Source organism: Bacillus sp. NPDC094077, assembly GCF_050279465.1.
Lineage (GTDB): Bacteria > Bacillota > Bacilli > Bacillales > Bacillaceae_G > Bacillus_A.
In genome coordinates, this window is the sequence record NZ_JBNNUF010000013.1 from 58,635 (window position 1) to 71,349 (window position 12,715).

The window sequence follows — 12,715 nt, forward strand, 5'->3', positions numbered from 1 at the left end:
ACGATGAAAACGGCTGAAAAGTTAGATTGCATTATAAAAGAAGAATACAAAAATATTAATGGTATGTTAGTTGCACAAAAAGGAAATGTCGTTTTTGAAAACTATTATAATGGATACGGTTCAGAGGATGCTTTTCATGTAGCGTCAGTCACAAAAACGATTATTTCTGCGCTAATTGGAATTTGTATAGATAAAGGGTGTATAAAAAGCGTTGATCAAAAAGTAATAGAGTTTTTTCCTGAATATAATCTAAAGGCATCTGAAATAACAGTACAACATCTTCTTACAATGACAGCACCATATCCTTTTGTAGACTGGCAGGAACCACTAGAAGAATTATGTACACAACAGGATTGGGTAGAGTATACGTTAAATAGAATCGGACAAGGTGGGGAAATTGGATCTTTTAAATATTCATCTGCAGGAGCTCATTTACTATCCGCAATCATTACGAGTGTAATAGGGAAAAGTGCTCGTGAGTTTGCAAATGAATACCTATTTCAGCCAATCGGTATGAGAGAAATTCCAAACTACAATATGAAAGCATTTGGATTTGATGACTTATTCGGAAAAGATGTAAAAGGATGGGTTCATGATCCAAATGGTATTTCGACGGGCGGCTGGGGACTTACGTTAATAGTTAAAGATATGGCTAAGTTTGGACATTTATATTTAAACGAAGGTACTTATAATGGGAAACAAATTCTTTCAAAATCATGGATAAAAGAATCGATAGAAATGAACCCGAATCAATATGGGTACTTATGGTGGTTACGAGAAGAAGATGGAATCTTTTCATACTGTGCAATGGGTGATGGTGGGAATATGATTTGCTGTATTCCGGAGAGGGAATTGGTAGTGGTGATTACGTCTAAAGTTATACCGAATGCAGGGGATAGATGGAAGTTAATTAAAGAGTGCATACTTCCTTATTTAAAGGATTAATATGCTTATTTTATGAAAATGAGAATAAAAGGTTTAGTTATACTTGTTTTGTTCTCTATGATAGAAAAAAGTGTTGTGATAACAAAGTTGTACAACTAAGATTATAAAACTTCAACACCTATACGATTATTAAATAATTGCAAGGTGTTGAAGTACTTTATGAGCTATTAAAGGCACTTTCAACTAAAAGTGGAAACAACTTTTTTATTTACTTTTAACTATTCTTTAACTTTGTGATGTATAAGATACATTATGCCGAGTACAATTGCTAGAAATATAAATTTAATTAATTCTATTAGGCTAGCATCCCACTTGTTTTGCAATACATCCGTTAAATAAAATACATTAAACATACCATGTAAAATTGCGGGTGATATTACAGAACCACCATATTCTCTCGTGTACGTCAAAATTATAGATAATATAAACAATAAAGAGAGATAACTTAATACTCCTACAAACAAAAACTCATAATTTTTATAAAAGATTGCTACTGGTAAATGCCATGAAGACCAAAGTGAAGCTGTAATAATAGCTGTTTGCATGAATGAATATTTTTTTCGTAAATAGTAATGAAAATTCCCTCGCCATATAATCTCTTCTAATAATGCAGATAAAGATCCAATTGTAAGACCAACGAGCAAGAGAAATCCTAATTCATTCCAATGATGATATAAGAACTTTATATCATAAATATAAAAATAAAAATGGAGACATAGTCCTAGAAGTAGTGGCAATAATATAGAGAAAATTAGTGTTTTTATTTTTGAACGTGAAAATCCAAATGTAGGAACTATTTTTTGTTTCTTATATAATTTTTGATATAAAATAACAGCTAAAAGCGGAAGAACCATAGTAAATCCTAAATAATTACGACCATTTTCTATGTTTAGCAAGATAATATATACAAGCGATGTGAGAAAATAAATATATAATGTTGAATGATAAACTATGTTTCTATTAATATTTTTCACCTACCTTAGTATGTATAAGTGATTAATCAAATATCCGATATTTTAATTATATATGAAATGGAAATCAACAGAATGAATATTTCTATCTTATTGTTTCTAAAGATAGAAAAAGTATCGAAATTACATATGTTGAACTTGTAGAAGAAAGTTAAGTCATCCCCGTAACTTTTCACAACAAAAAATCGTTAAACAAAAGAAAGGATTTTTAATCACGAATGGGGGAGTACCATGAAAACTCTAATTCTAGGTGGTACACGTTTTTTAGGAAGAGTATTTGTAGAAGAGGCTTTGAACAGAGGTCATGAAGTTACATTATTTAATCGCGGAACAAACAAAGAAATTTTTCCTGAAGTAGAGCAGTTAATTGGTGATAGAAATGGTGATGTATCAAGTTTGGAAAATCGAAAATGGGATGTTGTCATAGATACGTGTGGATTTTCTCCGCATCATATTAGGAATGTTGGAGAGGTATTAAAAGATACTATCCAACATTATATATTCATCTCAAGCCTTTCCGTATATAAAGATTGGATTCCGCTTCACATAAAAGAAGACTATATATTACAACCTGAACCAACGAGTGATCAGATAATGGCTGTAGAGAATGGTGAAATATCTCCTTATGAGCATTATGGTGCGCTTAAAGTATTATGTGAAAAAGAGGCAGAGAAGTATTGGCCGGGGCGTGTTTTACACGTAAGAGCAGGACTTCTTTCGGGAATGTTTGATTATACAGATCGACTACCATACTGGATTCAGCGTGTAGTGAAGGGCGGTAAAGTATTAGTGCCAGGAAGAAAAGAACGTCCAGTGCAGTTCGTTGATATAAAAGATGTCGCGAGCTTTGGACTAAACATGGCAGAAAATAATAAAACAGGTACATTCAATATAACAGGTCCCAATTATGAATTGACGATGGAAGAGCTATTAAATACGTGTAAAAAGGTTACGAATAGCGATGCTGATTTCGTTTGGGTAGATGAATCATTTATGAATGAACATAAAGTAGAGCCATGGACAGAAATGCCTTTATGGCTTCCTGAAACATTTTCATTAGAAGGTGAAACGAAGCCGTGGAGAGGTGGATTTTCAATTAGTATTGAAAGTGCTGTTAAAGAAGGGCTTACTTTTAGAAGGTTAGAAGATACTGTTACAGATGTGTATGTGTGGATGAAGGAAATGGAAGATAGGAAATTAAAGGCAGGTATTTCAAGTGAAAGAGAACGGGTACTTTTAGATAAGTGGTATACAGTAAAGTGAGTTTAAATAAGAATCCTATGAAAAAAAGACTCTGTTTATTTGTTAAACAGAGTCCTAATATTAATCTACCACTCAATCGGTTCTTCTCCATACATTTCCCATAACCTAGGAAACATATTTTTCAATCCTTCTTCGTCATCTTCATCCCAATCGAATTCAATGTCGTCACTAGAAGCTCTTTCATCAGTTAGTACGTGATAAAGTGTAAAGTAAGTATCATCTTCATCCCCGGTTTTTTCTGCATATACAGTGTAACCGAAATATAAAGAAAGTTCTTCAATGTTTGGAACATCATACTCACTCAAATTTTCTAAGATAGGAATTAACCGTTCTGGATCTTCAATACACGCTTTGTAAACGTCTTTTCCTTGGTATAGTAACCATCCACGGAAATAATCAAAACAATCATCCGAACAACCACCTAAAATTATATAAGCCGCTGCCCATAAGCGAGACGTATAGGAAGCTTTTAATATGCGATGCATATGAGTATCAAAAGCTACAATTTCATGTACTGTACGTTTAGCGAGGTGAGAAGTGAGCCATTCTATTTGTTCTTCTTGGTCTTCGCCTTTCGTTTTTGCACGAGCGAGTAGTTCCCAAAATTCTTCTTCTGTTATCGTTTTTTCTTTTATGTAATCTTCCCCAAGGCACGGGTCTGTATATCCTTTTTTACGTTTGGAAGCGATTAGTTTGTTAGCTTCTTTTATGCATTCTTCTTCTGTTTCAAATTCTTTCACTTTCACACTACCAGCTGTGCCAATTTTTCCGTAAAACACAACGTAGTCTTTATCTTTCACAACGATTTTCCAAAACGTATTTGATTTCTCATTTTGTTGGATTAATAACGTTTCCATTCGTACCCCCATTATCTTTTTCTAGTGTGCAATGTGATTGTAACATATGTATATACACTTGTAATGATAAAAAGGAATGTCGAAAATTCAAAAATGATTGAACGGAATAGAAAAATTTAGTAATCTTATTTATACAGTACATACATAATCGTTTTGTAATAATTCGATATTCAATATATAAAGGGGCATTACGGATGGATCTTACGTTTAAAGTTGAGGAAACATGTTTTAATTACCGTGTCGGAGCAATTTGTAAACAGGGTAATAAAATCCTTATTTTGCAAGGTGACGGTGAAGATTTTTGGTACGTACCAGGCGGACGGGTGAAACTGCTAGAAAATAGTGAAGATGCGTTAAAACGGGAGCTTGCAGAAGAAGTGGGTGTTCCTATTGATGTGAAGAGATTAATATGGTCAGTAGAAAATTTCTTTACACTTTCTGAGCAAAAGTTTCATGAGATTAGTTTTTATTATGAAGTAGAGCTACATGAATTACCCGCGAATGGAGCGGATCAATATATTTTGAATGAAGAGGGTAGAACATATATGTTTAAGTGGGTGCCCGTAGAAGAATTACATGCATATAACTTACAACCATCATTTATAAAAGAGAAAGTAAAGGATTTATCAGTTCATACAGAACATATCGTTTTACAAAAGTAAACGTATTCGGAGGGGAAAACGGTGAAGGGGACTAAAAAAGAGATACATATAGATGATAAAGTAATTCGTTACACACATATCGAAAAAGGTTCTAATACAATTTGCTTTATGTTCTCAGGCTCAGGCTACAATTATGATAAGCCGTTATTTTATTATGCAACGATGCTAATGCTTGAAAATAAAATAGATGTAGTACATATTCATTATTCTTATGATGGACAATTAATGAATAAACCAATGGAAGAAGTAACGAAAGTAATGATGGATGATATTAATCCCGTAATAAATGAAGTGTTGAAAAATGGACAATATAGAAAATCGATGTTTTTAGGAAAATCACTCGGAACAATTCCGATTGCAAATGATTTAATGAAGAGAGAAGAATACTTACAGTCGAAGATGATGTTACTCACACCTTTACTAACTTTTGATTCAATTTTTGACTCCATTTTACACAGTCAACACGAAGGGCTTTTAGTAATTGGGGATAAAGATCACCAATACAATGCAAATCAAATGGATCAGTTATATAAAACGAATTTAAAGATCGATGTTGTCAAAAACGCAAATCATTCTGTAAATGTTGGAGAATTTGAAACGGAAAATTCAATTGAAGCTATAGCAAAAGTAATAGAAAAGCTTAAAGAAGTTGTTAGGACAAACTAATTTATCAACACATGCAAAAAGAGGTGCAAATTGCACCTCTTTTTTATTTAATAAGCCTTCAACACATGAAGCAAATAATCCTTACGATTCAGCGGATTAAAGTCAACCCGTTTTCGAGTAGGGAAGGGAGCATTCAGTTTTGTGTAACCAGCCGGCTTTGTTGTAAAGATACCTTCTCCTTCAGTAAATGAATGTAGCATGCGTTTAAAATTCTCTGTTTTCGCAACAGGTAATGACCCTGTTAAATGGTAAGAGTCATTATAGAACATAGGATCTGCGAAAGTTGCAGGAATGACAGCTAGTTTATACATTGCGGTACTAATTGCACGCTCTGGGACAGTTAATTCAAATTCGTTTACTGGTTCATATACATATGTTTCAGCTTGCTTTAAAGCATCCATTAGTACAAGTGGAGTTAAGTTTCTAAAGTCACTCGCTGTTGTAACAGGGCTTGCATAACCAGTATGTGTTAGCGTGACGATAATGTCCGTAACTTCCCATCCGTATAAACCTTGTTTTAACGTTTGAAATACAGTATCTTCAATCGCTTTATGAAATGCTAAAGGCAGTGATCCAAGTTCAACACCTAAGTTATACGTTATGCCAGAGTTAAGCTTACCACGTTCGACTTTGAAGCCGATTGTTGCGTAAAATGGATTCGCTTTTTCACCCATTACTTCAACGCTATTTCCTGTGCCAATTGGCTTTTCAATACAAACAACTCGCGTATTTGAAAAAGTAACTTGTAGCTTGTATTTTTCATGAAGTGTAGTCTCGATAACTTCTTTTTGCACTTCACCGAAAAGGCGAATGTAAAGTTCATTATGAACATCGTCTTTCCAAACTTTAATGAGAGGATCTTCTTCGCATAGTTCCATAAGAGCAGCGTATAAATTATGAATTCGCTCTTTAGGCACTGCATCAATTGCCGCTTCCATTTGTGGTTCGGCAAAGTGAATATCTTTTATATAATCGGTCTGCTCACCGATAATATCACCAATTTTAATATCACTCAGCCCCCACACTTTGCAAAACTCTCCGCTATGAACAGTAGAAACTTGAACTGCATTTCCATTATGAAACAGGCACATTTTTTTAATTTTTTCTTTATGTGATAGGGACTTACTACGCCGAATATCAACATATTTTCTAACGTGTAAACTACCAGAAAAAACTCTTACATAAGCTATCTTTTCGCCAGAAGACTCACGTTCAATTTTAAATACAACACCAGATAATGTTTCATCTTGTACCGATTTATTAGCCGGAATTAGAGCTGAAATATTTTCAAGTAGTTCAGCTACGCCCATACCTGTCATTGCTGAGCCGAAAAAGATTGGATACACATTTGCTTGTTGTATTTGTTTTTCTAGTTCTTTTCTTAATAGTGCATCCGGTACTATTTCATTATTTACATATGATTCAAGCAATGTTTCATTAAACGGTGCTAATTGTTCCATACAATCGTCATATGATTTATATTCAATAATACGAGCTTCCTTTGTTCCTTCGTTTTGGGCAGAGTAGAAGGGGAATGCGTCATTTGAAAGAATCGCTTTTATTTGTTTCACAACTTTTTCAGTGTTTGCGCCACTACGATCAATTTTATTAACAAATAAAACAGTCGGTATGTTTAGTTTCTGTAATGTCCGCATTAAGATCTTTGTTTGTGCTTGCACACCTTCAACAGCAGAGATTACTAAAATCGCACCGTCTAAAACGCGGAATGATCGCTCCACTTCAGCGATAAAATCAGCGTGTCCAGGTGTATCAATGACATTTATTTTTAAATCATCAATAAAGAAAGAAACGACAGATGCTTTAATCGTAATTCCGCGTTGTCTTTCTAATTCCATTGAGTCAGTTTGTGTATTTCCGCTATCTACTCGGCCAACTTCTTTAATTACATTCGTTTCATAAAGAATACGCTCAGTCAAACTCGTCTTGCCAGCGTCTACGTGCGCGACAATCCCTATATTTATTGTTGTCATATGTGAATATCCTCATTTCGTTTTCCATTTTCATTTCCTCTTTTCTATTTGTGAATTGCCGCATTACAATCACTCTCCAGTCATTTGAATTATTACTATTATAATGTAATTAACATTTTTTGTAACGCGACAAAGCCCTTAATTTGGAAAAATATTAATAGGTGAATTTTAAAAAAATAAATAAGAAAAACAAAATGCTTGCATTTTAAATTGTTATCTATTATATTAATTGACATATCAACTATTGATGCATCAAACGTTTTTATTTTGAATGTAAAGGAGGGGTCATTTGACAAGTTCATGCTCAAAAGAAGCAATTATTTTATATAAATTACACTTTCTCAATAAAGAAGTAAGTTCGAAGTTTGAAGGGTGTACGGGTATGAGTCAATCTAGACTAGAACTCATACTTCAGTTATTTGAAGTAGATGAAATTAGTCAAAAAGCACTTCAGCAAGAAGTGAATATTGATAATGCTGCGATTACAAGGCATTTAAAGCAGCTGGAAGCAAACGGAATGATTGTAAGACGTAAAAACCCAGATGATAACAGAATTACGTTAGTTTCTCTTACAGAAGAGGGACGAAATAAAATTCAAGTGTTTCAAGAGGAAAAAGAACGTTTTGCAGCGTCAGCATTTAAAGGATTAGGTGAAGAAGAACGCGACAATCTTTTAGCGATGTTAGAACGCATTCAAGAAAACATAAAAGAATTATAAAAAAGGGAGAATACAACTATGACTAACTTAGTAAAAATAAATGATTTTAACGAAATTTTAACAGGACGCCGTTCTATCCGTAAGTACGATACTTCAGTGAAAATTAGCAAAGAAGAAATGACAGAAATTCTTACAGAGGCAACACTTGCCCCTTCTTCAGTAAACATGCAACCATGGAGATTTCTAGTTATTGAAAGTGACGAAGCAAAAGCAACACTGGCTCCACTTGCGAAATTCAATCAATCTCAAGTAGAAACATCTTCAGCAATGATCGCTGTATTTGGTGATTTAAACAACTTTGATAACGCAGAAGAAATTTACGGTACAGCAGTTGAGCGTGGTTTAATGCCAGCTGAAGTAAAAGAAGATCAAATGAAAAAACTTTCAGCTTACTTCTCAATGGTTACACCAGAAGTAATGAAAGATACTGTTTTAATTGATGGTGGCCTTGTAGCGATGCAATTTATGCTCGCAGCTCGCGCTCACGGCTATGACACTTGTCCAATTGGTGGATTTGAAAAAGATCAAATTGCAGAAGCGTTCGGATTAGATAAAGAGCGTCACGTACCAGTAATGTTAATTTCAATCGGAAAAGCAGCTGACACTGGATACCAATCAGTCCGTCTTCCAATTGAAAAAGTTGCTCAGTGGAAATAATTTTATAAAAGAACAGAAATAAGTGAAAGATGAGAGGGGAAACACCATGATTATTATTCACGCAATATTTCAAGTAGATCCAGCAAAACAACAATCATTTTTAGAAGAAATTCAGCCACTCATTCATGGTTCAAGAGAAGAAAGTGGAAATGTATCTTATGATCTTTATAAAGATACTGAAAAAGAAAGTGTTTATACGATGGTAGAAGTATGGAAAGATGAAGAAGCAGTTGCGAGTCATAATACGAGTGAACACTTCACATCTTTTGTAAGTAAAGCATCACAGTTTTTAACTGCTCCGCTTGATATAAAAGCTTATAATGGAGAGTTAGTAAAATAATTAGGTAGAAAAAGATGACTTTAGCGTATGGCTGAGGTCATCTTTTTTATTTTAATCTGACTTAACATTGAGGGTGTTATATAAGCTAATTCAGCTAAACATTTACTAGTTAATTCTGTACGCTTTCTCAACTTATCGTATCAAAATTTGAACGTAAGTATTTCGTAAGGAATGGATAAGAAAAAAGAGAGTTTTATCATATAGGATTAAAGTATAACTTGAATCAATACGATATTAATAGAGGAGAGGGAGCCTTATGAAAAAATGTAATTCAATTAAGTTAGCAAGTTTGGCAGCTTTATTAATGGGTACTACTCTATTCACGCCCGGCTTTACGGTGAAAGCAGAGTCTGTACAAAATATATCAAGTTCGTCACAATCACATGACCAAAAGAATCAGAATGGTTGGAAACAAGTAATGCAGGAAACAGTACAGCTTGGAACACCAGGGGTATTAGCTAAGACGTCTAACAATGGAAAAACTAGTAGCTATACTGCTGGTTTGGCGGATTTAAGTACAAAGAAACCGATGAAATCGGATTATCGTTTTCGGATTGGTAGTGTGACGAAGACGTTTACTGCTACGACTGTTCTTCAATTAGTAGGAGAAAATCGCGTACAACTTGACGATCCAATTGAAAAGTGGCTACCGGGCCTCATTCAAGGAAATGGGTATGATGGCAATCAAATTACGATACGTCAACTTTTGAATCATACGAGTGGTATAGCTGAATACTTAAAGTCAAAAGACGCTGACATAATGAATTCAAAAAAAACGTATACAGCAGAAGAAATAGTGAAAATGGGACTTTCTCTGCCTCCAGATTTTTCGCCAGGTAAGGGATGGTTGTATTCAAACACAGGATACGTAATATTGGGAATGCTTATTGAAAAAATAACTGGAAATAGTTATGCAGAAGAAATTGAAAAGCGAATTATTGAACCTTTGGACCTTTCAAATACGTTTTTACCAGGGAATTCGACCGTTATCCCAGGAAAGAATCATGCTCGAGGGTATATGAAAATTGACGAAACAAGTGAGTTAAAAGACATAACGTATTATAATCCGAGTTTAGCAAATTCAGCTGGAGATATGATTTCTAATGCGGACGATTTAAATAAGTTCTTTTCATCTTTACTCGGTGGTAAGTTACTGAGGGAAAACCAACTAAAAGAAATGCTTACCACAGTTCCTGTAGAAGGAAAAGGTGTTGGTGATGGATATGGTCTTGGAATCTATGAGACTAAACTTCCAAACGGTGTTTCAATTTGGGGTCACGGAGGGGCAATTCCTGGATTTACAACTTTTGCTGGGGGAGTAATTGGAGGCAAACATACATTGTCTGTCAGTATTAACTCTTTAGGTGCGATTGATAATGGTACGCAGTTTAATAAAATGATGCAAATTGAATTTAATAAATAGAAAAAAGAAAGTGAATTGGATTCTGCTATAGTTGTATATAAAAGAGATGCTTTTTAAACTTTGCAAATATGGATAGTGTTAGCATTTATGATATGGCATCAAGTTTATGTGGAACATAAATACGATATAACTGTATTTCAAAGTGAAAGTCAATCTTATAGCTCTTAGTATAAAAATAAAAAGGATGTCAGTTGCATGACATCCTTTTTATTTTGGAGCAAAGAAGTATACCTTTGATTCTGAAAATTGTTATTTTTAAAATTATTAAATATAATAAAGGTTATAGGGGTTTATACAGGGGAGTTATGAATAGATAATACTTTAGTTAGTTAATTATTTTTCGTTTTAACCAGAATTAGCATGAATTGATTTGGAGTTGAATACAATGGGACAAAATCATTTTAAATGGAGTAATAAACGATTACGAGAACATGTTGAAGTATTAGATGGTGCAAGAAACCCACACCTATTATTAAAGAATGCAACATATTTAAATTCTTACTTACGTAATTGGACAGTAGCAAATATTTGGATCTATGATGACCGAATTGTATATGTAGGAGAAAAACTGCCAGAGCAACTGCATGAATGTGAAGTCATTGATTGTGATGGGAAGTATGTAGTTCCTAGTTATATAGAACCGCATGCACATCCATATCAATTATATAATCCAGAGGCTTTAGCAAATCATGCGATGCAATTTGGGACAACAACTTTTATTAATGATAATTTAACTTTATTTTTTACATTACAACGTGAAGAAGCATTTCGCTTATTAGATGAATTTGAAAAGGTTCCTGCTAGTATGTATTGGTGGTGTCGTTTTGATGGACAAACTGAGCTGCAAAAAGGGAAATCTTTATTTAATAGTGAAGAAATAATAGAGTGGCTAAAGCATGAAGCAGTTCTTCAAGGTGGTGAGTTAACAGCATGGCCAAAACTACTAAATGGCGATGATGAGATGTTAAATTGGGTACAAGAAACAAAGCGATTACAGAAAAAAGTAGAAGGTCATTTTCCAGGAGCATCTGAAACAACTTTAGCAAAGTTAAAGTTGTTAGGTACAGATTGTGATCATGAAGCGATGACAGGACAGGAAGCTTTAACTCGCCTTATGCAAGGTTACACTGTTTCTCTTAGAAATTCTTCGATTCGCCCAGATTTAGTAGTTTTATTGAAAGAATTGCTGGAATTAGGTGTAAAACAATTCGATAGATTCATTTTTACAACAGACGGTTCACATCCGTCATTTTATGAAAATGGAATGACGAATAGGTTGATAGAAATAGCGATTGAGCAAGGAATTCCGACAATAGATGCTTACCATATGGCAAGTTATAATATTGCTCGTTATTATAATATGGAGCATTTACATGGCTCGATTGCGACAGGGAGAATTGCCAATATTAATATTTTGGAAAGTAAAGAAAACCCGGCGCCAATTAGTGTAATTGCAAAGGGAAAATGGGTGAAGCGTGACGGAGTAAACAAACATGAATCATTACATATAGAGTGGAATAAATTCAAAGTAACTCCATTATCATTAGACTGGTCCATAGAAAAAGAAGATATGGTTTTTTCTAATAAAACGGGTATACAATTACTGAATAACGTTATAACAAAACCATATGTAACTGAAATCGACTTAAACTGTGATGAACTTTCTATTAATCATGATGAATGTTTCCTTATGATGATTGCTCGTGATGGTACTTGGCGAGTGAATACAGTTGTGAAAGGTTTTGTAAATGAATTAGGAGGTCTTGCTAGCTCTTATTCTGGTACAGGTGACATTATTCTCATTGGAAAAAGTAAAGAAGATATGCTTACAGCTTTTCATAGAGTAAAAGTGCTCGGTGGCGGAATGGTAATAGCTGAAAAGAATGAAGTGTTACACGAAATTGCATTACCGTTGCTTGGGATTATGTCTAATTTGAAAATGAGTGATTTAATACATGAAGAGAAAAAGATGGTGAAATTACTGCAAGGACGAGGCTACGCTTATAACGACCCATCATTTACGATTTTATTCTTTTCTGCGACGCATTTGCCATTTATACGAGTAACCCCTATAGGATTATATGATGTGAAAAGTAGTAATGTACTTGATTCGCCGGTAAATCTGATAAAGCAATATTAAAAGGAAAGATCCTGTAGAAAGTCTATATTATAGGACCTTTCACATTCCTAGCATAAGAATATCGTGAGCCTCAAATAATATG

At 34.1% G+C, this 12,715-nt stretch carries 12 protein-coding genes and 1 pseudogene; 9 read left to right on the forward strand and 4 right to left on the reverse strand.

What is annotated here, in order from left to right:
* The first annotated feature begins 3 nt into the window (after positions 1-3).
* Positions 4-945: a serine hydrolase domain-containing protein gene (locus ACQKNR_RS23725; protein WP_427321177.1), complete on the forward strand. Its 942-nt coding sequence runs from the start codon at positions 4-6 to the stop codon at positions 943-945.
* 218 nt (positions 946-1,163) lie between these two features.
* On the opposite strand, the gene ACQKNR_RS23730 is transcribed toward ACQKNR_RS23725, so the two are convergent.
* Entirely contained in the window at positions 1,164-1,919 is a 756-nt protein-coding gene (locus ACQKNR_RS23730) for a CPBP family intramembrane glutamic endopeptidase (protein WP_427321179.1), read from the reverse strand.
* A 228-nt stretch (positions 1,920-2,147) separates the two neighbouring features.
* Here ACQKNR_RS23730 and ACQKNR_RS23735 point away from each other — a divergent pair, with 228 nt between their 5' ends.
* Positions 2,148-3,179 (forward strand): SDR family oxidoreductase, encoded by a 1,032-nt coding sequence (locus ACQKNR_RS23735; protein WP_427321181.1) that lies wholly within the window; start codon positions 2,148-2,150, stop codon positions 3,177-3,179.
* 65 nt (positions 3,180-3,244) lie between these two features.
* Here ACQKNR_RS23735 and ACQKNR_RS23740 read toward each other — a convergent pair whose 3' ends face one another.
* On the reverse strand, positions 3,245-4,036 hold the full coding sequence (locus ACQKNR_RS23740; protein ID WP_427321183.1) for a DUF4240 domain-containing protein: 792 nt from the start codon (positions 4,034-4,036) through the stop codon (positions 3,245-3,247).
* A 194-nt stretch (positions 4,037-4,230) separates the two neighbouring features.
* On the opposite strand from ACQKNR_RS23740, the gene ACQKNR_RS23745 reads away from it, so the two are divergent.
* Both ACQKNR_RS23745 and ACQKNR_RS23750 read left to right on the forward strand, forming a co-directional pair.
* On the forward strand, positions 4,231-4,698 hold the full coding sequence (locus ACQKNR_RS23745) for an NUDIX hydrolase (protein WP_427321185.1): 468 nt from the start codon (positions 4,231-4,233) through the stop codon (positions 4,696-4,698).
* Between the two features lie 21 nt (positions 4,699-4,719).
* The gene (locus tag ACQKNR_RS23750; protein WP_427321187.1) at positions 4,720-5,364 is read left to right on the forward strand and encodes an alpha/beta hydrolase; all 645 of its coding nucleotides are present in this window, start codon (positions 4,720-4,722) and stop codon (positions 5,362-5,364) included.
* Positions 5,365-5,411: 47 nt separating this feature from the next.
* Here the strand turns inward: ACQKNR_RS23750 and ACQKNR_RS23755 are convergent, their stop codons facing one another.
* The gene (locus tag ACQKNR_RS23755; RefSeq protein WP_427321189.1) at positions 5,412-7,355 is read right to left on the reverse strand and encodes a GTP-binding protein; all 1,944 of its coding nucleotides are present in this window, start codon (positions 7,353-7,355) and stop codon (positions 5,412-5,414) included.
* Between the two features lie 289 nt (positions 7,356-7,644).
* On the opposite strand from ACQKNR_RS23755, the gene ACQKNR_RS23760 reads away from it, so the two are divergent.
* Genes ACQKNR_RS23760 through ACQKNR_RS23770 form a run of 3 tightly spaced genes read left to right on the forward strand, consistent with a single transcriptional unit; the run spans position 7,645 to position 9,070 of the window.
* A complete protein-coding gene (locus tag ACQKNR_RS23760) occupies positions 7,645-8,073 on the forward strand; it encodes a MarR family winged helix-turn-helix transcriptional regulator (RefSeq protein ID WP_427321191.1) in 429 nt (142 codons plus the stop codon).
* An 18-nt stretch (positions 8,074-8,091) separates the two neighbouring features.
* Positions 8,092-8,730, forward strand: a complete 639-nt coding sequence (locus ACQKNR_RS23765) for a nitroreductase family protein (protein ID WP_427321193.1) — start codon at positions 8,092-8,094, stop codon at positions 8,728-8,730.
* Positions 8,731-8,776: 46 nt separating this feature from the next.
* A complete protein-coding gene (locus ACQKNR_RS23770; RefSeq protein ID WP_427321195.1) occupies positions 8,777-9,070 on the forward strand; it encodes a putative quinol monooxygenase in 294 nt (97 codons plus the stop codon).
* A 50-nt stretch (positions 9,071-9,120) separates the two neighbouring features.
* Here ACQKNR_RS23770 and ACQKNR_RS23775 read toward each other — a convergent pair.
* Positions 9,121-9,201: pseudogene (locus ACQKNR_RS23775) on the reverse strand (MerR family transcriptional regulator); the annotation flags it as partial.
* Between the two features lie 125 nt (positions 9,202-9,326).
* Between ACQKNR_RS23775 and ACQKNR_RS23780 the strand changes: the two are divergent.
* Both ACQKNR_RS23780 and ACQKNR_RS23785 read left to right on the forward strand, forming a co-directional pair.
* Positions 9,327-10,493: a serine hydrolase domain-containing protein gene (locus ACQKNR_RS23780; RefSeq protein ID WP_427321197.1), complete on the forward strand. Its 1,167-nt coding sequence runs from the start codon at positions 9,327-9,329 to the stop codon at positions 10,491-10,493.
* A gap of 385 nt (positions 10,494-10,878) precedes the next feature.
* Positions 10,879-12,633, forward strand: a complete 1,755-nt coding sequence (locus tag ACQKNR_RS23785) for an adenine deaminase C-terminal domain-containing protein (protein ID WP_427321199.1) — start codon at positions 10,879-10,881, stop codon at positions 12,631-12,633.
* Positions 12,634-12,715: the final 82 nt, after the last annotated feature.

What these genes read in the sequence shown, in the direction of transcription:
- ACQKNR_RS23725 (WP_427321177.1), top strand. Translation starts at nt 4, where the DNA reads ATGAAAACGGCTGAAAAGTTAGATTGCATTATAAAAGAAGAATACAAA.
- ACQKNR_RS23735 (WP_427321181.1), top strand. Translation starts at nt 2,148, where the DNA reads ATGAAAACTCTAATTCTAGGTGGTACACGTTTTTTAGGAAGAGTATTT.
- ACQKNR_RS23740 (WP_427321183.1), bottom strand. Translation starts at nt 4,036, where the DNA reads ATGGAAACGTTATTAATCCAACAAAATGAGAAATCAAATACGTTTTGG.
- ACQKNR_RS23745 (WP_427321185.1), top strand. Translation starts at nt 4,231, where the DNA reads ATGGATCTTACGTTTAAAGTTGAGGAAACATGTTTTAATTACCGTGTC.
- ACQKNR_RS23755 (WP_427321189.1), bottom strand. Translation starts at nt 7,355, where the DNA reads ATGACAACAATAAATATAGGGATTGTCGCGCACGTAGACGCTGGCAAG.
- ACQKNR_RS23765 (WP_427321193.1), top strand. Translation starts at nt 8,092, where the DNA reads ATGACTAACTTAGTAAAAATAAATGATTTTAACGAAATTTTAACAGGA.
- ACQKNR_RS23770 (WP_427321195.1), top strand. Translation starts at nt 8,777, where the DNA reads ATGATTATTATTCACGCAATATTTCAAGTAGATCCAGCAAAACAACAA.
- ACQKNR_RS23780 (WP_427321197.1), top strand. Translation starts at nt 9,327, where the DNA reads ATGAAAAAATGTAATTCAATTAAGTTAGCAAGTTTGGCAGCTTTATTA.
- ACQKNR_RS23785 (WP_427321199.1), top strand. Translation starts at nt 10,879, where the DNA reads ATGGGACAAAATCATTTTAAATGGAGTAATAAACGATTACGAGAACAT.